Genomic DNA, 19,415 nt, shown 5'->3' on the forward strand with positions numbered 1-19,415 from the left:
CGCACCCATGTTGATCTCGCGGGCCGCGACCCCGACATCGGCCGCAGTCGCCTGGATCGTCGATACCGTCGATGCCAGTCGATCGACGGCCTCGTTGAAGTCGGCTCGGAGCTGTTCGTACTCGGCGGGGAAAGCGTCCTCGATCCGGCAGGTCAGGTCCGCCTGGGCGAGGCGCTCCAGACCGCCTGCCAGTGCGCGGACGATCGCTTCCTGCTGCCGAGCGTCCTCGCGCTGCTGCTCCGCCGTGCGCTCCCGCTCAGCCTGGTTGCTACGGCGCTCGGCATCGCTGCGCCCCGACTGCTCGGCGGCCTCCGTCTCCAGCCGCGCCTTCTCTATCGCCGACTCCCGCAGGACAGCGACGGCATCGGCCATGGCCGCGACCTCATCGCCGCTGCGCAGCCTTGGCGGTTCGCTCGCAAGATCGCCCGCAGCCAGCTTCAGCATCGTTTCCTTGAGCTGGCCGAGGGGCTTCAGCATCCGGCGCGTCAGCCAGAACAGCAGCGCTCCGCCGATCAAGGCGATCACCAGACCGACGATGATGTTGTTGCGGATCATGTCGTCGATGACGGTTAGGAAATCCGCCTGCTTGATGCCGACATAGAGGATGCCGATCACCGCATTGTTCGACGTCTGGAGGATCGGCTCGTAGATCGTGAAATAGGGGACGCCGAGGATGTCGGCCGCGCCGGAATAGGTCCTGCGTTCCTTGAAGACGGCGTCATGGGCCGGGCCCTGCGCCAGCTTGGTTCCGACCGCGCGCGAGCCGTCCGGCTTCTGCACATTGGTCGAGACGCGGGTGTCGCCCATGAACACGGTGGCGGTGCCGCCGGAGAGCGCCTTGACCTTGTCGACGGCGGCGAAATTGCCATTCACCAGCTCGGAACCAAAATAGAGCTTGTCGCCGTCGAGCCGTGCCTCGCCTTTGGTGGTGAGGATATCGCGCAGCAGGTTGCTGTTGACGATCAGGCTGGCCTGGGCTCGCTCGCGCATCGCGCTATCAGCGGCGCGGATCGACAGGATGACCGACGCCGCGACGGCGGCTGCGAAGATGGCAACCCCGACGATGGCGAGCCGGTTGGAGATCGGTAGCCAGAGGGAAGCAAGCTTCTTCACGGGCGGCTCCTTGAGGCGGCCGAGATCGGCCAGCACTCAAGAACCCGTCCAAACTGGTAAATTTCGGCTTAAAGGGCGTCGAATCTGGCCGAAAGCCGCTTATTTTTGAGTGAGTTCGTCCCATTCAGCACGAAGTTCACGACGATAGGCGTGTGCTTCAAAGGCCGTTCTTCTAGAGGTTGAAGACGCGGTGCGGGACGAATTCGCCCTGCGTGATCGAGCCGGTGGCGATCAGGACGCCGCCGCTGACCGCATAGACCGCCTCCGCTTCGAGCGGCGCGTCGCGACCGCGCAGCAGCACGCTCTGGCCGCGTTTGAGCCTGAGCGCGGCGTCGCGATGCACGACGATCTCGGTGATCAGCGCCAGCGCCGCCGAGACCGGCAGCAGCGCCTGTGTGGCGTTGTCGCCATCGCGCAGCGTCTCGACGGTTGCCGCCTCTGCCACCGAGAACGGTCCGACGCGGGTGCGGCGCAGATGGGCGACATGGCCGAGACAGCCGAGCGCCAGCCCGAGGTCCCTGGCGATGGCGCGGACATAGGTGCCCTTGCCGCATTCGGCCTCGAAGGTCGTGGTCGGCCCGTCATGTCGGACGATGCGCAGCGCGGTGATCTCGACCGGGCGCGCCTGCAGCGTCACCTCCTCGCCGTCGCGGGCGAGGTCGTAGGCGCGCTCGCCGGCGATCTTGATCGCCGAGAATTTCGGCGGCACCTGCTGGATCGTGCCGGTGAAGCGCGGCAGCAATGCTGCGATCGCAGTCTCGTCGGGGCGGTCCTCTGATGTCGCGACGACTTTGCCTTCGGTATCGTCGGTGTCGGTCTGCGAGCCCCAGGCGACGGTGAATTCATAAGCCTTGCGGCCATCCATGACGAAGGGGACGGTCTTGGTGGCTTCGCCGAGCGCGATCGGCAGGAGGCCGGACGCGAGCGGATCGAGCGTGCCGGCATGACCGGCCTTCTTGGCGGCGTAGGCGCGCTTCACCACGGCGACGGCATGGGTCGAGGTCATGCCGACCGGCTTGTCGAGCACGACCCAGCCATGAACATCGCGCTTCTTCGGCCGGGGCGCGAATTCCTTGCGGTCCTCGGCGGCGGCGCCGTTCTCTTCAGTCGTCGTCATTAGACTTGTCTTGGGGGTTGTCTTGATCGAGGTCGTCGCGGTCGATGCGGAGCGGCTGCTTCAGGATGTCCTGCCGCACCTTGTCCGAATAGAGCAGCGCATCGACACGCTCGGCCTCGGCGAAGCTCTCATCCTTCAGGAAGCGGACGTTCGGCGCGTATTTCAGGTTCACGCGATGAGCGATCTCGCCGCGGATATAGCGGGTATGGCCGCTCAGCGCCTTCAGCACGGGCGCGACGTCCTGGCCGCCGAGCGGCATGATGTAGCAGGTCGCGAGCTTGAGATCGGGCGAGAGCCTGACCTCCGGAACCGTGATGACATACTTGGCCAGGACATCATCGTGGATGTCGCCGCGCGAAAGCAGCTCGGCGAGCGCATGCCGGATCAATTCGCCGATGCGCAATTGCCGCTGCGAGGGCCCGGAGCCCTGTGTATTGGGTTTCTTTGCCATGGTTCTCGTTCTCCGGGATCGGACCGGACGGACGGGTTTGAAACGTCATGGCCGGGCGAAAGCCCGGCCATTTGTGAGTATCCGGGGAGGAAGCGGGCCGATCAGAGGGTCCGCTTGATCTCCTCGACGCGGAAGCACTCGATCACATCGCCTGCGCGCATGTCCTGGTAGCTCTCGAAGGACATGCCGCATTCCTGGCCGGCAACCACTTCCTTGGCGTCGTCCTTGAAGCGCTTGAGCTGCGAGAGCTTGCCCTCGTGGACGACGACGCCGTCGCGGATCAGGCGGACATTGGCGCCGCGCTCGATCGTGCCGTCGGTGACGCGGCAGCCGGCGATCTTGCCGACCTTCGAGACGTTGAAGATCTCGAGGATCTGCGCGTTGCCGAGCATGGTCTCGCGCAAAGTCGGCGCCAGCAGGCCCGACATCGCATCCTTCACATCATCCATCAGGTTGTAGATGATGCTGTAGTAGCGGATCTCGACGCCAGCCCGTTCGGCTGCCTCGCGCGCTTCCTTGTGGGCGCGGACGTTGAAGCCGATCACCACCGCGCCCGAAGCCTGGGCCAGCGTGACGTCGGATTCGGTGATCGCGCCGACGCCGGACGAGAGCACGCGGGCGCGAACCTCGTCGTTGCCGACCTTCTCGAGCGAGCCGACGATGGCTTCGACCGAGCCCTGCACGTCGCCCTTGACGACGAGCGGGAACTCCTTGCGGCCAGCGCCTTCCTTGAGCTCGCGCATCATCTCGGCGAGCGAGCGGCCGGCGCCCGAGCCAGCACCGCGGGCAGCGAGACGATCGCGCTTCTGGCGCTCGCGATAATCGGTGATCTCGCGGGCCCGCGCTTCGGACTCGACGACCGCGACGCGATCACCGGCTTCCGGCGTGCCGTTGAAGCCGAGTACCTCGACCGGCAGCGACGGCGCCGCTTCCTTGATCTGAGCACCGGTATCGGAGATCAGCGCCCGGACACGGCCCCATTCGGCGCCGGCGACGATGATGTCACCGGTGCGCAGGGTACCGCGCTGGACCAGGACGGTCGCGACGGGACCGCGGCCGCGGTCGAGCTTGGCCTCGATCACGGTGCCTTCGGCAGCGCGCTCGGGGTTGGCCTTGATGTCGAGCACTTCGGCTTGCAGCGCGATCGCTTCGAGCAGCGTGTCGAGCCCCTGGCCGGTCTTGGCCGAGACTTCGATCTCCAGTGTCTCGCCGCCGAGCGACTCGACCTGGATCTCGTATTGCAGCAGCTCGGAGCGGACCCGGTCCGGATTGGCGTCAGCCTTGTCGATCTTGTTGATCGCCACGATCAGCGGCACCTTGGCCGCCTTGGCGTGGTTGATGGCCTCGACCGTCTGCGGCATGACGCCGTCATCGGCCGCGACCACGAGCACGACCACGTCCGTCACCTTGGCGCCGCGGGCGCGCATCGCCGTGAAGGCGGCGTGGCCGGGCGTGTCGATGAAGGTCACCTTGGCACCGGCCGGCGTCGTCACCTGATAGGCGCCGATATGCTGGGTGATGCCGCCGGCTTCGCCGGAGACGACATGGGTCTTGCGGATCGCGTCGAGCAGCGAGGTCTTGCCGTGGTCGACATGGCCCATGATCGTCACGACCGCAGGACGCGAGACCAGCGTCTCGTCGGTATCGGGCGTGTCGAACAGGCCCTCCTCGACGTCGGATTCGGCGACGCGCTTGACGGTGTGGCCCATTTCTTCGGCCACGAGCTGGGCGGTATCGGCGTCGACCACATCGGTGATCTTGTGCATCGCGCCCTGCTTCATCAGCAGGCGGATGACGTCGACGCCGCGCTCCGACATGCGGTTCGCGAGTTCCTGGATGGTGATCGTCTCGGGGATGATCACCTCGCGCATCACGCGCTCCTTGGCGACGTCCGAAGCGCGGTGGCCGGTCATGCGCTGCACGCGACGGCGGAAGGAGGCGAGCGAACGGGTCCGCTCGTCGTCTCCGCCCGTCGCAGTCGAGAGCGTCAGGCGGCCGCGCGGCTTCTCGCCGACCTTGGGGGTCTTCGGAGCCGGAGCCGGGGCGCCGCGGGGCGCGCCGGGCGCACCACCGGGACGGCGGAAGGCGGGACGCGCCTCGCCGTCATCGGGGCGGCTGCGCGGGGCGCCAGCTGAAGAGGGCGCCTGCCGAGCGGGCCGCGCGACGAGCGGCTCGGCCGGTGCATTGGCATCGGGGCGCGGCGGCCGCGGCGTGTCGGCGCGCGGACGGCGGACATCGAGGCTCGGCGGCCTTGCGCCGACATCGCGCATCGGCGGACGCGGCCCACCGAATTCGCGCGACTCCCGTGGTCCCGAAGGAGCGGGGCGCGGCGTCTGCGCGTAGGTGGGGGTAGAGGGAGCGGCGGTCTGCGCAGCGTCGCGCACCGGCGCGGGCCGCGGCGGCGCAGCCTCCTCGCTCATGCGCTGGCGGGCGGCACTCTCGGCCCGGCGCTTGTGCTCGTCCTCCTGCCGGCGGCGATCCTCTTCCTCGCGCTGGCGGGCCTGGGCGGCTTCGCGCTCGGCACGCTCACGCTGATCACGGGCGGCGCGCTGGCGCGCTTCCTCCTCGGCGTGGGAGCGGGCTTCGGCTTCGCTGGCGCGCGCATCGGAGAGGGCGCGCTGGCGCGCATCCTTTTCGTCGTCCGAGAGCGTGCGCAGCAGCATGCCACTGGCCTGCCGGCTGACCTGCGGCGCCGCCTGAGGCGGCCGCGGTGGCGTCGGAGCCGGAGGCGGCTGGGGCGCGCGCGCGATTGGCGCCGGAGCCGGCTCGTGGCCGGCGACGCGGCGCTTGACCTCGACGACAACCTGCTTCGAGCGCCCATGCGAGAAGCTCTGTCGGACAGTGCTCTGTTCGACAGGCCGCTTCAGCGACAACGTCTTGGGAGGCGTCACGCTCAAGGTCTTGTCGCCGGGGGTCTTGGTATCACTCATTCCGCTTTCGGTCCTGCCGGTTCGGTCTTCGTCTGGTCACGCGCGTCGGATTCAGTCGGGTCGATAAACGCCGTTTCGCCAGCATCGTTCGTCCGAAAACGGACGAGCCGACGCCAGCGCGCGAGGAAACCCTCAGTCGCCGGACCCGGAGCAAGCGCAGCATGTATCACATGCTCACGCCCGAGCGCCAGTTCCAGTTCAGCCGAGGCGAAAATCGCCACGACCGGTATGTCTTTCGGCGTCGACGCCCGCCGGAGCGCCTGGCCGATCTTGCGCCTGCCATCCTCGGCGCCGTCGCTGGCGGCGATCACTGCGGCAGGCCGTCCGGCCCCCGCCTGCGCCTCGACCTTGGCGAAGCCGGTCGAGACCAGCCCCGCCTTGTTCGCCATGGCAAGCGCCTGGATCGCGTCCCTGGTCAGCAGGGCATCGACCTCGGCGGCGAGATCAGGCGACACCGTCACCTTTGTCTTCAGCGAGCGCTCGAAGGCGCGCCGCTTCACCGCTTCGCCAACCGCGGCCGCGCTGAGCGAGACCCAGACGCCGCGTCCCGGCAGCTTGCGCCTGATGTCCGGCACCAGCACCTCGCCGGGGCCGACCACGAAGCGGATCAGATCCTCCGGTGCCCGGCCCTGGCGCGTCACCGCGCAGGTGCGCTCCGAACCCTCGCCTTCGGCGCGCCGGCTCATCGTGCGCGGTTCCGGCTCAGGCCTGCGACTCCTCGGCTTCAACCTCGGCCTCGACCTCGGCTTCCGGCTCCGGCGCCTCGATCCAGCCCGCCTTGACGCGGGCCGCCATCACGATCGCCTCGGCATCCTGGCGCGACAGGTCGAACCCGTCGAGATAACCGGAATGACGGGTGGTCTCGCCATCCTTGCGCTCGGTCCAGCCGACCAGGTCGTCGGTGGCGCAGCCGGCGAGGTCCTCGACGCTCTTCACGTCGTTCTCGCCGAGCGCGACCATCATCGCGGTGGTGACGCCCTCGACCTCGCGCAGCTCGTCTTCGACGCCGAGCGCCTTGCGCTTGTCGTCGAACTCGGCCTCGATCGCCGCGAGATACTCCTGGGCGCGGTTCTGGATTTCGCCAGCGGTGTCCTCGTCGAAACCCTCGATCGAGGACAGCTCGGTCGGCTCGACATAGGCGACCTCCTCGACCGAGCGGAAGCCTTCCGAGGCGAGGAGCTGGCCGACCGTCTCGTCGACGTTGAGGGCGTTCATGAACAGCTCGGTGCGGGTCAGGAATTCCTTCTGACGGCGCTCCGATTCCTCGGCCTCGGTCAGGATGTCGATGTCCCAGCCGGTGAGCTGCGAGGCGAGGCGGACATTCTGGCCGCGCCGGCCGATGGCGAGCGAAAGCTGCTCGTCCGGCACCACGACCTCGATCTTGTCGGCTTCCTCGTCGAGAACGACCTTGGCGACCTCAGCCGGCTGCAGCGCGTTGACGACGAAGGTCGCGACATCGGGCGACCACGGGATGATGTCGATCTTCTCACCCTGGAGCTCGCCGACCACGGCCTGCACGCGCGAGCCGCGCATGCCGACGCAGGCGCCGACCGGGTCGATCGAGGAATCACGGCTGATCACCGCGATCTTGGCGCGCGAGCCCGGATCGCGGGCGACGGCCTTGACCTCGACGATGCCGTCATAGATCTCCGGCACTTCCTGGCCGAACAGCTTGGCCATGAACTGCGGGTGGGTGCGCGACAGGAAGATCTGCGGCCCACGCGGCTCGCGGCGCACGTCGTAGACATAGGCGCGGGCGCGGTCGCCGACCTTGAAGGTCTCGCGCGGGATCATCTCGTCGCGGCGGATGATCGCCTCGCCGCGGCCGAGATCGACGAAGACATTGCCGTACTCGACACGCTTGACCGCGCCGTTGACGATCTCGCCGATGCGGTCCTTGTATTCGTCATACTGCCGGTCGCGCTCGGCCTCGCGCACCTTCTGCACGATGACCTGCTTGGCCGACTGGGCCGCGATGCGGCCGAAATCGAAGGGCGGCAGCGGATCGGAGATCACGTCGCCGACCTGGGCGGCCGGGTTGTGGCGCTTGGCCTCGTCGACGGTGATCTCGACGGCGCCGTTTTCGACGAGGTCGACGACCTGGAGATGGCGCGCCAGCCGGAGCTCGCCCGATTTCGCGTTGATCTCGGCATGGACGTCGGTCTCGGCGCCGTAGCGCGAGCGCGCCGCTTTGGCGATCGCATCCTGCATCGCGTCGATCACGATCTGCCGGTCGATCGACTTCTCGCGGGCGACGGCGTCGGCGATCTGCAACAGCTCGAGCCGGTTGGCGCTAACTGCCATGGCGCTCACTCCTCTTCTTCTGTGTTCTGCACCGGCCCCTTGGGATCCTTGCCCGACTTGCGGGCCTTGGGATCGCGGGGGCCGAGCGACTTGCCGCGCCCGGGCACGGGCTGGGCGATCTCGTCGGCAGGCGGCATGTGCGGCGCCAAGCCGGATTTGCCGCGCCGGAGCGATTCGGTGACCAGCGCGTCGGTCAGCACCAGCCGCGCCTCGGTGATCAGCCGCATCGGGATCGCGACGTCGCGTTCCTCGTCGGCCTTGGCATCGTCGCGGCTCAGCAAGGCATCGGTGCCATCGGCACCCCGCAAGATGCCGCGGAAACGCTTGCGCCCGGCATGGATCTCGCTGGTCTCGATCTTGGTCAGGTGACCGGCCCAGCGCTCGAAATCGCCCGGCCGGACCAGCGGTCGGTCGATGCCCGGCGACGACACTTCCAGATGGTACGCCGCCTGGATCGGATCGTCGACATCGAGCGCCGGCGAAACCGCCTGGCTCACCGCCTCGCAGCCCTCGACGGTCATGGTGCCGTCGGGGAGCTCGGCCATGATCTGGACAGTACAGCCGTTCTGGCTGGAGACGCGGACCCGCACCAGCCGGTAGCCGAGATCCATGATCGCCGGCTCGATGATCGTCGCCACGCGTGCAGCGACGCCGCTCTCGACAACGATGCGGTCTTCCTGGTCCTGCGTGTTTTGCTCGCCCATGGCTATGGCTGCCGGTCTCCTGGCGGCTGCGGGCTCTGGAGGGGTTCGGCCAACAAAAAAGAGCGGGCCGGTGGGCCCGCTCTTGATCGCCGGCTTACACCGAAACCAGAGCTGTTGGCCGCTATCTAGTCCTGTTTCGACGATCTTGCAAGCCTCTCCGCGATTGCGGTGATCCCGCTAACCCGCTGGTCATTCTTCATTGCTAGGACGGGGGGATGGTTGTGTGGTGAGGTTGCGTGATGAGTCCTGTCGGTGCGCTGCTGCGCGATCTCGAGACGACGATGGCGCGCGGCTCGACCGACGAGCGCGCCGTCATCCTGTCGCGGCTGACCGATCTCTTCCTCGCCACGGCCACGGACATGGGCGAGGACCAGGTCGGCGTCTTCGACGTGGTCATCGGCCGCCTTGCCCGCGCGATCGAGATGAGAGCGCGCATCGAGCTGGCCGAGCGGCTGGCCCCCGTTCCCAATGCACCGAGCGGTGTCGTGCGCCAGCTCGCCCTCGACGAGATCGCGGTCGCGCGGCCGGTCCTCGTCGCCTCGGCCCGGCTCAGCGACCATGATCTCGTCGCCATCGCTGCCGCCAAGGGGCGCGATCACATGCTCGCCATCACCGAGCGGCCGGATCTCGGCGAGCCGGTCACCGATTTTCTGATCCTGCGCGGCGGCCGCGTCGTGACCCATGCCGTCGCCGCCAACCAGACCGCCCGCTTCTCCCGCCATGGCATGGGCGTCCTCGTCATGCGCGCCGCCCAGGACGACGCCCTGCAGGCGACGCTCGGCTCGCGCGCCGACATCCCGGCCGATCTCGCCGAGCAGCTGATGGCGGCCGCCAAGAGCTCGGCCCGCCGCCGGCTCGAAGCCTCGCTCGAGCCGTCTCTGGCCGGGGCCGTCGCCGGCGCGGTCGAGCGTGGCGCCGAGGCCGTCTCGATCCAGGCCGCGGTCGGCGATGAGTTGGGTCGGTTCGGCAAGGCGCTGGCGGACGTCAAGGCGCTGGACGACGCCGGCAAGCTCGATGAATCCGTGGTGGCGCAATATGCGACCTCCGGCGCGGTGGAGCATGCCGTCTGCGGCGTCGCCACGCTGGCCCGGCTGACCTTGCCCGCGACCGAGCAGATCGTCTTCGGTCCCGATCGCGACGCGGTCCTGCTGGTGGCGCGCGGCATGGGCTGGTCCTGGGAGACGACCAAGGCGCTGATCGGCCTGCGCAAGGGCGACGGCAAGTCCGCTTCGGTGCTGGAGCGGGCGAGGCAGAGCTTCCGCAACCTGACGCCGATGACGGCCCAGCGCGTGCTCGGCTTCCTCAGGATGCGCGACGGCGCGCAGTCAGATAGCTCGGCACCCGTCCGGCCTTGATCGCCTTGGCCTCGTAGCGGGTGCGCACCCAGCCCGGATAGGGCTGGCGCCATTCTTCGGCACTCTCGTCGACCCAGTCGAAATCGGGCGAGGCCATGAGCCGCGCCAGCGTCCAGCCGACATAGTCGTCGATATCGCTGGCAAAGCGGAAGCGGCCATCCGGCCGCAATACCCTGGCGAGCAGCTTGAGCGTCCGCTCCGAGACGAAGCGGCGCTTGCGCTGCCGGCGCTTCGGCCACGGGTCCGGATAGAGCAGATCGGCGGCGTCGATGCTGCCTTCCGGCAGCAGCGGCAGGAGCAATGCAGCATCGCCGTCCCAGAGGCGGATATTGCGCAGGCCCTCCTGTTCGATCACGGCCAGGAACTTGGCCATGCCGTTGATGAAGGGCTCGACGCCGATGAAGCCGATCTGCGGGCTCTCGCGCATGCGCGCCAGGAGGTGCTCGCCGCCGCCGAAACCGATCTCGAGCCTGATCGCTTCGACCGGAATGGGGAAGAGCGCCTTCAGGTCCGCGATCGGCCCCTCGGGCAGGCGCAGCGCCGGCAGGGTCTCTGTGATGCGCTCGGCCTGGCCCTGGCGCAGTCCCTTGCCCTTGCGCCGGCCGAAGAAGGCTCGGTCTGGATCATGCTGCTCTGTCATGCGCTTCGCTCTATGCGGGTTCGAGCAAAAGAAAAAGGCCGGGGCAGCCGCCCCGGCCTTCATTCAGATGATGGTGACGTGGATCAGGCGACGGCCTTCTTCAGCGCGTCGACCAGATCGGTCTTCTCCCAGGAGAAGCTGCCGTCCCGGCCGGCCTTGCGGCCGAAATGGCCGTAAGCCGCCGACTTGGCGTAGATCGGCTTGTTGAGGCCGAGATGCGTGCGGATGCCGCGCGGCGTCAGGTCCATGACCTCGCCGAGCACGCCCTCGAGCTTGGCCTCGTCGACCTTGCCGGTGCCATGCAGGTCGACATAGATCGACAGCGGCTTGGCGACGCCGATAGCGTAAGCGAGCTGGATCGTGCAGCGGTCGGCGAGCTTGGCCGCGACCACGTTCTTGGCGAGGTAGCGCGCCGCATAGGCGGCCGAGCGGTCGACCTTGGTCGGGTCCTTGCCCGAGAAGGCGCCGCCGCCATGCGGAGCCGCGCCGCCATAGGTATCGACGATGATCTTGCGGCCGGTCAGGCCGGCGTCGCCATCGGGGCCGCCGATCACGAACTTGCCGGTCGGGTTGACGTGCCAGACGGTCTCCTTCGAGATCCAGCCATCGGGCAGGGTCTGGCGGATATAGGGCTCGACGATCTTGCGGACATCGGCCGAGGTCAGCGTCTCGTCGAGATGCTGGGTCGAGAGCACGATCTGGGTGACGCCGACCGGCTTGCCGTTCTCGTACTTGACCGTGACCTGGCTCTTGGCGTCGGGGCCGAGCTTGGCGGCGGCGCCCTCGCCGGCATGACGGGCCTTGGCGAGGACCTCGAGGATCTTGTGGGCGTAATAGATTGGCGCCGCCATCAGCTCCGGGGTCTCGCGGCAGGCATAGCCGAACATGATGCCCTGGTCGCCGGCGCCGACATCCTTGTTGCTGCCTTCGTCGACGCCCTGGGCGATGTCGGCCGACTGCGGATGCAGCAGCACGTCGATCTTGGCCTTCTTCCAGTGGAAGCCGTCCTGCTCGTAGCCGATCGCACGGACCGCCTTGCGCGCGGCAGACTTCACCTTCGACTTGATCTGCTTCTCGTTGAGATGGGTGCGGACCTCGCCGGCGACGATGATGCGGTTGGTGGTCGCGAGCGTCTCGGCGGCGACGCGCACCTGCGCCGGGTCATGGCCTGCCTTGATCGCTTCCTTGAAGAAGAGATCCACGATCTCATCGGAGATCCGGTCACAGACCTTGTCGGGATGGCCTTCGGAGACGGATTCGCTGGTGAAGAGATAATTCTGGCGGGACACGGTCGGGGGATCCTTCCCAGGCTGCGAGCGGCGCCGGCGGTCACCTGCGCGCGGAAAAAGGCGCAGCGTCTTTTGCAGCGGAAAGGTTTGCCGTCAAGGCAGGAAATTCTTTTGATCGACGCTTTGTTCGTCGAGCCGAACAAAAAAAAGCGGAATCAGGCCGTTTCGCTCGGTTCATCCGCCAGCGCCTCGACGAGATCGATGACGCGCCGGCGTACACGCGGGTTCTTGATGCGCACGAACGCCTTGGAAAGTTGCACACCCTCGCTGGTGGAGAGAAAGTCGGCGACATAGCTCGTGCTCGCCGCATCGGCGAAGCCGATTCCAGTCGCCTCGCCGGCCGGCGCGCCCTCGAAGAAGAAGGCGACAGGCACGCCCAGCATCTTGGCAATCTGCTGCAGGCGGCTCGCGCTGATCCGGTTGGTACCCTTCTCGTATTTCTGCACCTGCTGGAAGGTCAGGCCGAGGGCCTCGCCCAATTTCTCCTGGCTGACACCCGCCAGCATGCGCTGCATGCGCACCCGGCTGCCGACGTGACGGTCGATCGGATTCGGGAGTTTCTTCAGCATGGGCCGCTCACCTCACGTCATACTCAACCGCAGTTCCGGCCTCGCGTCTACCGCTGGCCAGGGGCGGCGCGGATCGGTATGCATTGGTATGCGTTGATTCTTGGCCGTTCTGGGGCGAAACTAGAATGGTCAGGGAAGGCGGGACATGTCGGGACGGCATTTCAACGCGGGACGGGACGCGCTCGACTTCATCGATCGGCTGAGCACCCTCACCGATCCGATCACGGTCGTCTCGGCCTTGCGCGACAAGCTCGCGAGCTACGGTTTCCATGCTTTCCTGGTCACCGGGCTGCCGGAGATCGGAGACAGGATCGACCCGCTCGTACTCCTGAACGGCTGGCCACCGGGCTGGTTCGAGCTCTATCTGGAGAAGTCCTTCTCGGATTGGGACCCGATCGCGGCCCATTGCAAGACGACGGTCGACCCTTTCGCCTGGAGCGACGTCTATCATGACGAGGGCGCGTTGACGCGCCAGCGCGAGGTGATGCACCGGGCCCGCGACTTCGACATGATCGAGGGCTTCTGCGTGCCGATTCACGGCGAGGCCGGCTTCCAGGCCGTGGTCACCATGGCCGGCGACCGGCCGGACCTGTCGCGTCAGGCCCGCTCGGCGATCCACCTGATGTCGATCTATGCGCATGGCAAGGCGACCGATTGCCTGCGGCCGGCCCGCCGCGAGCATGTCCTGACCGTTCGTGAACGCGAAGTACTGACCTGGTTCGCGATCGGCAAGACGACCGAAGGCGTTGCGGAGCGCCTGGGGGTTTCGGCCGGAACGGCGGAGGCCCATTTCGAGAACGCCGCCAGGAAGCTCGGCGTCAGGGGCCGCACGCGCACGGTGATCGAGGCCTATCGTCGCGGCGAGATCAGTATTTGAACCGCGGTTAGAATCCGTTTCTTCCGGAATTCCGGAATACCCACGCAGCCGGAAAGGCGGCAGCCTGTCTTCCTCGAACAGGGGGAAGCGGCGATGATCCACGTTATCGATGCCGGGAACCGGCACCTCTATGGTGCCGAACTCGAGCAGCATTTCAGGATTCGGCACCAGATCTATGTCGGCGAGCGCAAATGGATGGCGCTCGAACGGCCCGATGGCCGGGAGGTCGACCAGTTCGACAATGCGGACGCGACTTATCTGCTGGCGATCGAGAACGGGCGCGTGATCGGCGGCACGCGGCTCGTTCCGACGGAGGGCCCGCATCTGATGGCGGATGTCTTCCCGTTCCTGGCCGATGTGCGCGGGCTCCAGCGCGGCAGCGACATCGTCGAATGGACCCGCATCTTCGTCGTGCCGGAGCGGCGCGGCGGCGACAGCAAGGTCCTGCATACCGTCATGGCCGCGATGTTCGAGCATTGCCTGGCCAACGATATCTCGGCGATCACGGTGGTGATGGAGACCTGGTGGATGCCACGTTTCCTGGAACTGGGCTGGGAGGTCCGGCCGCTCGGCCTGCCGACGATGATCGACGGCATGAATTGCGTCGGCACGATCATCACGGTGAGCGAGGAAGCCTATCGCCGCACCCTCGCCTTCAGGGACATCGAAGCGCCGGTCATCCTGTCGCGCCGCGGCGCGAAGCGGGCTCCGGGCGAACGGAGGATTCAGCATGGCTAATCAGCACGATGCGAGCAGCAGCCGCGCCAAGATCGAATACGCGCTGGGATTGCTCACCACGCTCCTGCGCAGCCATCCTGTGCATCAGGAGCTGGTGGATGTCGCCTACCGCATGGATCTGCCGGACGAGCTCTGGCTTGCAGTCCAGATCCTGTCGATGTCGGAGCCGGATCAGGTGAAGCTCAGGGATTTCCTGCTGGTGAATCCCAGCCCGCAGCTGCAGCGGCTCAACCGGAGCACGCTCGTCCTGACCCAGGACGCCGCGCCGGCCCTGCACTGAAGCGCAGTCCGATCAGCTCACGCCGCGAGCTCATCGGTCAGGCGCTCTCGAACGAGAAACAGGAAATGGCTTCCGCCCACGCCGCGGGCGGAAGCATCACTGCTCGAGGGTTTCGATCGGCGTGTCGCCGAGCGATTCGACGAGATCGACGATGCGCCGGCGCACGCGTGGGTTCTTGATGCGCACGAAGGCCTTGGTCAGCTGCACGCCCTCGCTGGTGGCGAGGAAGTCGGCGACATAGGTCGTGTTCGATGCCTCGGCGAAGCCGTTTCCGATGGTGTCGTCGGACGGAGCGCCGTCGAAGAAGAAGGCGACGGGCACGCCGAGCATCTTGGAGATCTGCTGCAGGCGGCTGGCGCTGATCCGGTTTGTGCCCTTCTCGTATTTCTGCACCTGCTGGAAGGTCAGGCCGAGGGCCTCGCCGAGCCTTTCCTGGCTGACGCCGGCGAGCATGCGCCGCATCCGGACGCGGCTGCCGACATGGCGGTCGATCGGGTTCGGTACTTTCTTCATCAACATGGCTGCCGGTCCCCTTTGTTTTATCCGTCCAGACCTGTCGGTGGCCCGCTGAAGGGCCCGGTCCGGCCGGCCATTGGCGGCCTTCCCGGAAGAAAGTTCCAAATGGGATCACCGTCTCCGCACTAATACTCCAGCGAGCAAGAAGCTGGCAACTACACCTGTAAAGAAAAGGTCGCCAAAGCGGGAATAGGCCGTCGCCGCGCCGGCGCGAGGCAGCGTCGTGTCGAGGACCCCGGTCTCGCCGAGCGGCAGCGCGGCGCGGATGCGGCCGTAATGGTCGGCCACCGCCGAGATGCCGGTATTGGCGACGCGAACCAGCGGCAGGCCTTCCTCGATGGCGCGTAAGCGGGCCTGGGCGAGATGCTGATAGGGCCCGCTGGTCTGCCCGAACCAGCCGTCATTGGTGAGATTGAGGATGAAGCCCGGCCGCGGGCCGCTCGGCATCGCCGCGCCGGGAAAGATCACCTCATAGCAGATCAGCGCCGCCGCCGGCGGCAGGCCACGGATCGAGAGCGGTGTGCGCCGGCTGCCGGAGGCGAAGCCGCCGGGAACCGAGACGAATTCCGACAACCCCACGACACGGATCAACCGCTCGAGGACAGCAGGCAGATATTCCCCGAAGGGGACGAGATGGACCTTGTCGTAGCTGCCGGTGATCACGCCCTCGTCGTTGACGACCTGGATCGAATTGTAGATCGGCGGCCGGCTCTCGCCCGGCAGCGTCTCGCCGGCGCGGGCCGCGCCGGTGATCAGGGTCGTGTTCGGCGGCAACAGGGCAGCGATCCGCGCCAGCGCCTGCGGTGTGCGCCCGAGCAGGAAGGGGAAGGCCGATTCGGGCCAGATCAGATGCGTCACGTCCAGCACGCCCGAGGTCGCCGGGCCGGTGGCGCGGTCGCTCAGCGAAAGATACTGCGACAGGATCATCTCGCTGTTGCGCGGACTGAACTTGGCATCCTGCGGCAGGTTCGGCTGCATCAGGCGCAGTTTGACCCCGTTCACCGCCGCGACCGGCTCGGCCGGAATCCGCCAGGCGCCGAACCCGGCCATGGTCGCCAGCACGAGGCCTGCCAGCACCGGTGCACGCCAGCGCCCCTCGCCGCCCTCAGCCGTGCCGAGTACGGCCGGCGCCGCACCGATGGCGACCGCTAGCGCCGTCAGCCCGTAGAGCCCGACTATGCTGGCGCTCTGGGCGAGCCAGGCCGGTCCGGCCAGCATCATGCCGTAGACGTTCCAGGGGAAGCCGGTGAGAACATGGCCACGCAGCCACTCACTCAGCGCCAGCGCCGCCGCCAGCACCAGGATGCGGCCGGCGCCATTCGGCCAGAGCGCCCGCGCCAGCGCGAAGCCGGCAGCCGGGAACAGCGCCAGGAAGGCTGGCAGGGCGATGACGCCGAGCGGCATCGCCCAGGCGAACTTGTCGGCCTCGACCAGGAAGGCGGCGCCGAGCCACCACAGCCCGGCGAGATGATAGCCGAAGCCCCACCACCAGCCGGCGCTGGCGGCGGCCCAGAGGCGTCCGCGCCGGGTTTCGGCGACCGAGCCGTCGATCAGCCAGACCGCGGCGGTCATCGGCACGACCATCAGCGGCCAGAGGTCGAGCGGGGCGAGCGCCAGCGCGCCGCAGGCGCCGCAGATGAGCGCGATCAGCCGGCGCGGCCAGCCCCAGGCGAGGATGACGCGGTCGGCCAGCGCCGAGAGCTTGGTCATGCGGCGTCCGGAGCGGCTGGCGGCTGCTCGGCGGTGACCTGGTCACGGCGATGGATGCGCAGGCGCTTCACCCGGCGCGGATCGGCGTCGAGCACCTCGAATTCGAGCTCCTCCGGGCCCTTGATCAATTCGCCGCGCACCGGCACGCGGCCGGCCAGCGTCACGATCAGGCCGCCGAGCGTGTCGACCTCCTCGGCCACCTCGGCGCTCGACAGATCGATCCCCGTTGCCTGCTTCAGCTCGTCGAGCGTGGCGCGGGCATCGGCGATGTAGCGGTTCTCGCCGGCGGGCGCGATCGCCGGCGCCTCGTCGAGATCGTGCTCGTCCTCGATGTCGCCGACGACGATCTCGACCAGGTCCTCGATCGAGATCAGCCCGTCGGTGCCGCCATATTCGTCGATCACCAAAGCGATATGGGTGCGCGTCGCCTGCATCCGAACCAGCAGGTCCACCGCCGGCATCGAGGGCGGCACGTAAAGCACGGGCCGCAGGATCTTGGCCTGGGCCAGCGTCATCGAGAGGTCGATGGCGCCCAGACTCGGCCCGGCGCCGGCTTCTACCTCGCCGCGCGCGCGGCGGCCCGGCTTGGCGCGGGCGGCGATGAAGTCGAGGAAATCGCGGATGTGGATCATCCCGCGGGGATCGTCGAGCGACTCGCCATAAACAGGTAGGCGCGAATGGCCGGCGGTACGGAACAGCGCCAGGAGGTCGCCGAGCGTCGCTTCCGAGGAGACCGCGATGACGTCGGCGCGCGGCACCATCACGTCGGCGACGCGGCGCTCGCGCAGGCTCAGCACGTTCGAGAGCATCGCCCGCTCTTGCGGCGAGAGATCGGTGACCCCGCCGCTATCCTGCGCCAGCGCCTCGGTGATGTCCTCGCGGATCGAGCCGCCATGGCGTAGGCCGAGCCGGTCGAGGAACTGGCCGAGCCAGTGCGACAGGCCGCGGCCTGATGGTTCCGACGATGATGAAGATCGGGGGTCGTCGCTCATGACGCAGGTTGGGACTTCTGGTTCTTGGCCGTTTGGCGGGGCTGCATGGGTTCCGGCTCCGAGCCGGCATAGGGATCGGCGATGCCGAGCCGGGCGAGTGCCGCGGTCTCCAGCGCTTCCATGCGCTGCGCCTGCTCCTCGGTCTCGTGGTCTTCGCCCACGAGGTGCAGCAGGCCGTGGATCACGAGATGGCTGAGATGGTCGCCGAAGGATTTCTCCTCGACTTCGGCCTCGCGGACGATCGTCTCGAAGGCGAGCACGATGTCGCCGATCACCGGGCTCGATGCGATCCGCTCGGGCGGCGCTGCCGGGAAGGAGAGGACGTTGGTCGCCTTGTCGAAGCCGCGCCAGTCGCGGTTGACGATGCGGATGCGCTTGTCGTCGGTGAGCAGCAGGCTGAGCTCCGCTCCCGGCGATGGCTTGACCGGAGCGAGCGCCAGCGCCGCGTCGATAGCCGCGCCGATGCGTGGCTTCAAGTCCTCGACCGCGTGCCAGCGCCGCGACTGCATGCGGACGGCCAGTGTGGGCCCGCCAGGGGGAGGCTCCGCAGGATCGGTTCGCGGCGCTGCGCGCCGCGAACGAGGTCGGTCGGTCATCGCGGCCGCTCCCGCGACAGCGTGCGCTTCAGCCCGTCGGTGTCGCCTTCGATCGGCGCGTCAGGCGCCGGCAGGGCGGCGAGCCGCGCCTCGCGCTCGTCGCGCTCCCTCCGGGAAGCGTCCTCATAGGCCATGACGATGCGGCGCACGAGCTGATGGCGCACCACGTCGCCCTCCTCGAAGCGGGCATGGCCGACACCTTCGACGCCGGACAGAAGCCGGACTGCCTCGACCAGGCCGGAGCGCTGGCCCGGTGGCAGGTCGATCTGAGAGGGGTCGCCGGTGATGATCATGCGCGAGCCCTCGCCCAGGCGGGTGAGGAACATCTTCATCTGCACCGAGGTGGCGTTCTGCGCCTCGTCGAGCAGCACCACGGCGTTGCTCAGCGTGCGCCCGCGCATGAAGGCGAGCGGGGCGATCTCGATCATGCCGGTCTGCAGCGCGCGCTCGACATGGCGCGCCTCCATGAAGTCGTTGAGCGCATCGTAGATCGGCCGCAGATAGGGATCGACCTTCTCGCGCATGTCGCCGGGCAGGAAGCCGAGACGCTCGCCGGCCTCGACCGCCGGGCGCGACAGCACCATGCGCTCGACCACACCCTGCTCGATCAGCGAGACGGCATGGCCGACGGCGAGCCAGGTCTTGCCGGTGCCGGCCGGGCCTTCGGCGAGGACGAGCTCATGGCGCTTGAGCTGGCGCAGATAGGCGTCCTGCGCCGCGTTGCGGGCCCGCACGGGGCCGCGCTTGCGCGTCACCACCGCGTCGAAGGCGGCCTTTCCGGCATTGTCGGCGGGGAAGAGCGAGCGCTGTGAATTGCTCTCCTCGATCGCGCCGTCGACCTCGCCGAGATTGACGGCGGCGCCGGTCTTGGCCCGGGCATAGAGCGTGCGCAGCACGCGGCTCGCCTGCTCGGCGGTTTCGCGCGGACCCTTGATGGTGACGTGGTTGCCGTTCGGGCTGACGACGACGCCGAGGCGCCGCTCCAGATGCGCCAGGTTCTGGTCGTAATGGCCGAAGACCAGGCCGGCGGTCTGGTTGTTGTCGAAGGTGAGTTCGACCTCTGCGCCGGGCAAGCCCTCGCGCGTCAGCGCCTCGTCGCGGCGACCGCCGCGCTCGGCTTTCGGGGTGAATTGATCGGCCTGGGCCAATGCCATTGTCTCCATTCGAGAATGAGTCGGACAGGCGCAGTCAGAATCCGTCACCGCAACGCCGACGCCACCGCACGCTACGCACT

19 protein-coding genes are annotated in these 19,415 nt (G+C 67.8%); 4 read left to right on the forward strand and 15 right to left on the reverse strand.

Annotated features, from left to right (window positions below; translation table 11 throughout):
• The 7 genes from ASE66_RS08995 to rimP form a co-directional block, all read right to left on the reverse strand.
• Positions 1–1,113: methyl-accepting chemotaxis protein (locus ASE66_RS08995; RefSeq protein ID WP_156412083.1), on the reverse strand; the 1,113-nt coding region annotated here is incomplete at its 3' end.
• Positions 1,114–1,285: 172 nt separating this feature from the next.
• Positions 1,286–2,230 carry a tRNA pseudouridine(55) synthase TruB gene (gene truB, locus ASE66_RS09000; RefSeq protein WP_057189295.1) on the reverse strand — a complete coding sequence of 315 codons (945 nt, stop codon included), beginning with the start codon at positions 2,228–2,230 and terminating at the stop codon, positions 1,286–1,288.
• On the reverse strand, positions 2,217–2,681 hold the full coding sequence (rbfA, locus tag ASE66_RS09005; protein ID WP_057189296.1) for a 30S ribosome-binding factor RbfA: 465 nt from the start codon (positions 2,679–2,681) through the stop codon (positions 2,217–2,219). Before rbfA ends, truB begins: the two co-directional genes overlap by 14 nt.
• A gap of 101 nt (positions 2,682–2,782) precedes the next feature.
• Entirely contained in the window at positions 2,783–5,611 is a 2,829-nt protein-coding gene (gene infB, locus ASE66_RS09010; protein ID WP_057189297.1) for a translation initiation factor IF-2, read from the reverse strand.
• Positions 5,608–6,297, reverse strand: coding sequence for an RNA-binding protein (locus ASE66_RS09015; protein WP_057189298.1), 690 nt, complete (start codon positions 6,295–6,297; stop codon positions 5,608–5,610). Before ASE66_RS09015 ends, infB begins: the two co-directional genes overlap by 4 nt.
• Positions 6,298–6,313: 16 nt before the next feature.
• Positions 6,314–7,915 (reverse strand): transcription termination factor NusA, encoded by a 1,602-nt coding sequence (nusA, locus tag ASE66_RS09020; RefSeq protein ID WP_057189299.1) that lies wholly within the window; start codon positions 7,913–7,915, stop codon positions 6,314–6,316.
• A 5-nt stretch (positions 7,916–7,920) separates the two neighbouring features.
• Complete coding sequence (gene rimP / locus ASE66_RS09025; RefSeq protein ID WP_057189300.1) at positions 7,921–8,619, reverse strand: ribosome maturation factor RimP; 699 nt, start codon at positions 8,617–8,619, stop codon at positions 7,921–7,923.
• 239 nt (positions 8,620–8,858) lie between these two features.
• On the opposite strand from rimP, the gene ASE66_RS09030 reads away from it, so the two are divergent.
• On the forward strand, positions 8,859–9,974 hold the full coding sequence (locus ASE66_RS09030; protein ID WP_057189301.1) for a DUF2336 domain-containing protein: 1,116 nt from the start codon (positions 8,859–8,861) through the stop codon (positions 9,972–9,974).
• Here ASE66_RS09030 and trmB read toward each other — a convergent pair.
• From trmB to ASE66_RS09045, 3 genes are all read right to left on the reverse strand, one after another.
• Positions 9,922–10,614, reverse strand: a complete 693-nt coding sequence (gene trmB / locus ASE66_RS09035; protein ID WP_057189435.1) for a tRNA (guanine(46)-N(7))-methyltransferase TrmB — start codon at positions 10,612–10,614, stop codon at positions 9,922–9,924. The two genes, ASE66_RS09030 and trmB, sit on opposite strands and share 53 nt — an antisense overlap.
• 83 nt (positions 10,615–10,697) lie before the next feature.
• Positions 10,698–11,903 carry a methionine adenosyltransferase gene (gene metK / locus ASE66_RS09040; protein ID WP_057189302.1) on the reverse strand — a complete coding sequence of 402 codons (1,206 nt, stop codon included), beginning with the start codon at positions 11,901–11,903 and terminating at the stop codon, positions 10,698–10,700.
• A 155-nt stretch (positions 11,904–12,058) separates the two neighbouring features.
• Complete coding sequence (locus ASE66_RS09045; RefSeq protein ID WP_057189303.1) at positions 12,059–12,472, reverse strand: helix-turn-helix domain-containing protein; 414 nt, start codon at positions 12,470–12,472, stop codon at positions 12,059–12,061.
• 145 nt (positions 12,473–12,617) lie between these two features.
• Here ASE66_RS09045 and ASE66_RS09050 point away from each other — a divergent pair, with 145 nt between their 5' ends.
• The 3 genes from ASE66_RS09050 to ASE66_RS09060 all read left to right on the forward strand — a co-directional run bounded on the left by ASE66_RS09050 (position 12,618) and on the right by ASE66_RS09060 (position 14,367).
• A complete protein-coding gene (locus tag ASE66_RS09050; protein WP_057189304.1) occupies positions 12,618–13,349 on the forward strand; it encodes a LuxR family transcriptional regulator in 732 nt (243 codons plus the stop codon).
• 93 nt (positions 13,350–13,442) lie between these two features.
• Entirely contained in the window at positions 13,443–14,087 is a 645-nt protein-coding gene (locus ASE66_RS09055; protein ID WP_057189305.1) for an acyl-homoserine-lactone synthase, read from the forward strand.
• Entirely contained in the window at positions 14,080–14,367 is a 288-nt protein-coding gene (locus ASE66_RS09060) for a hypothetical protein (protein ID WP_057189306.1), read from the forward strand. The genes ASE66_RS09055 and ASE66_RS09060 overlap by 8 nt, the downstream gene beginning before the upstream one ends.
• Before the next feature lie 96 nt (positions 14,368–14,463).
• Here the strand turns inward: ASE66_RS09060 and ASE66_RS09065 are convergent, their stop codons facing one another.
• The 5 genes from ASE66_RS09065 to ASE66_RS09085 form a co-directional block, all read right to left on the reverse strand.
• The gene (locus ASE66_RS09065; RefSeq protein WP_082613327.1) at positions 14,464–14,880 is read right to left on the reverse strand and encodes a helix-turn-helix domain-containing protein; all 417 of its coding nucleotides are present in this window, start codon (positions 14,878–14,880) and stop codon (positions 14,464–14,466) included.
• A gap of 114 nt (positions 14,881–14,994) precedes the next feature.
• A complete protein-coding gene (gene lnt / locus ASE66_RS09070; protein WP_057189308.1) occupies positions 14,995–16,593 on the reverse strand; it encodes an apolipoprotein N-acyltransferase in 1,599 nt (532 codons plus the stop codon).
• Positions 16,590–17,585: a hemolysin family protein gene (locus ASE66_RS09075; RefSeq protein WP_057189309.1), complete on the reverse strand. Its 996-nt coding sequence runs from the start codon at positions 17,583–17,585 to the stop codon at positions 16,590–16,592. The genes lnt and ASE66_RS09075 overlap by 4 nt, the downstream gene beginning before the upstream one ends.
• Positions 17,582–18,094, reverse strand: coding sequence for an rRNA maturation RNase YbeY (gene ybeY / locus ASE66_RS09080; RefSeq protein ID WP_057189310.1), 513 nt, complete (start codon positions 18,092–18,094; stop codon positions 17,582–17,584). The genes ASE66_RS09075 and ybeY overlap by 4 nt, the downstream gene beginning before the upstream one ends.
• A gap of 83 nt (positions 18,095–18,177) precedes the next feature.
• Positions 18,178–19,335, reverse strand: coding sequence for a PhoH family protein (locus tag ASE66_RS09085; RefSeq protein WP_057189311.1), 1,158 nt, complete (start codon positions 19,333–19,335; stop codon positions 18,178–18,180).
• Between the last annotated feature and the right edge of the window lie 80 nt (positions 19,336–19,415).

The sequence above is a fragment of the Allobosea sp. Root483D1 genome, from assembly GCF_001429505.1.
In the GTDB taxonomy this organism is placed as follows: Bacteria; Pseudomonadota; Alphaproteobacteria; order Rhizobiales; family Beijerinckiaceae; genus Allobosea.

Bases quoted from the DNA above. Each gene is read 5' to 3' on its own strand.
- truB (WP_057189295.1), bottom strand. From the start codon at position 2,230: ATGACGACGACTGAAGAGAACGGCGCCGCCGCCGAGGACCGCAAGGAA.
- rbfA (WP_057189296.1), bottom strand. From the start codon at position 2,681: ATGGCAAAGAAACCCAATACACAGGGCTCCGGGCCCTCGCAGCGGCAA.
- infB (WP_057189297.1), bottom strand. From the start codon at position 5,611: ATGAGTGATACCAAGACCCCCGGCGACAAGACCTTGAGCGTGACGCCT.
- ASE66_RS09015 (WP_057189298.1), bottom strand. From the start codon at position 6,297: ATGAGCCGGCGCGCCGAAGGCGAGGGTTCGGAGCGCACCTGCGCGGTG.
- nusA (WP_057189299.1), bottom strand. From the start codon at position 7,915: ATGGCAGTTAGCGCCAACCGGCTCGAGCTGTTGCAGATCGCCGACGCC.
- rimP (WP_057189300.1), bottom strand. From the start codon at position 8,619: ATGGGCGAGCAAAACACGCAGGACCAGGAAGACCGCATCGTTGTCGAG.
- ASE66_RS09030 (WP_057189301.1), top strand. From the start codon at position 8,859: ATGAGTCCTGTCGGTGCGCTGCTGCGCGATCTCGAGACGACGATGGCG.
- trmB (WP_057189435.1), bottom strand. From the start codon at position 10,614: ATGACAGAGCAGCATGATCCAGACCGAGCCTTCTTCGGCCGGCGCAAG.
- ASE66_RS09045 (WP_057189303.1), bottom strand. From the start codon at position 12,472: ATGCTGAAGAAACTCCCGAATCCGATCGACCGTCACGTCGGCAGCCGG.
- ASE66_RS09050 (WP_057189304.1), top strand. From the start codon at position 12,618: ATGTCGGGACGGCATTTCAACGCGGGACGGGACGCGCTCGACTTCATC.
- ASE66_RS09055 (WP_057189305.1), top strand. From the start codon at position 13,443: ATGATCCACGTTATCGATGCCGGGAACCGGCACCTCTATGGTGCCGAA.
- ASE66_RS09060 (WP_057189306.1), top strand. From the start codon at position 14,080: ATGGCTAATCAGCACGATGCGAGCAGCAGCCGCGCCAAGATCGAATAC.
- ASE66_RS09065 (WP_082613327.1), bottom strand. From the start codon at position 14,880: ATGAAGAAAGTACCGAACCCGATCGACCGCCATGTCGGCAGCCGCGTC.
- lnt (WP_057189308.1), bottom strand. From the start codon at position 16,593: ATGACCAAGCTCTCGGCGCTGGCCGACCGCGTCATCCTCGCCTGGGGC.
- ASE66_RS09075 (WP_057189309.1), bottom strand. From the start codon at position 17,585: ATGAGCGACGACCCCCGATCTTCATCATCGTCGGAACCATCAGGCCGC.
- ybeY (WP_057189310.1), bottom strand. From the start codon at position 18,094: ATGCAGTCGCGGCGCTGGCACGCGGTCGAGGACTTGAAGCCACGCATC.
- ASE66_RS09085 (WP_057189311.1), bottom strand. From the start codon at position 19,335: ATGGCATTGGCCCAGGCCGATCAATTCACCCCGAAAGCCGAGCGCGGC.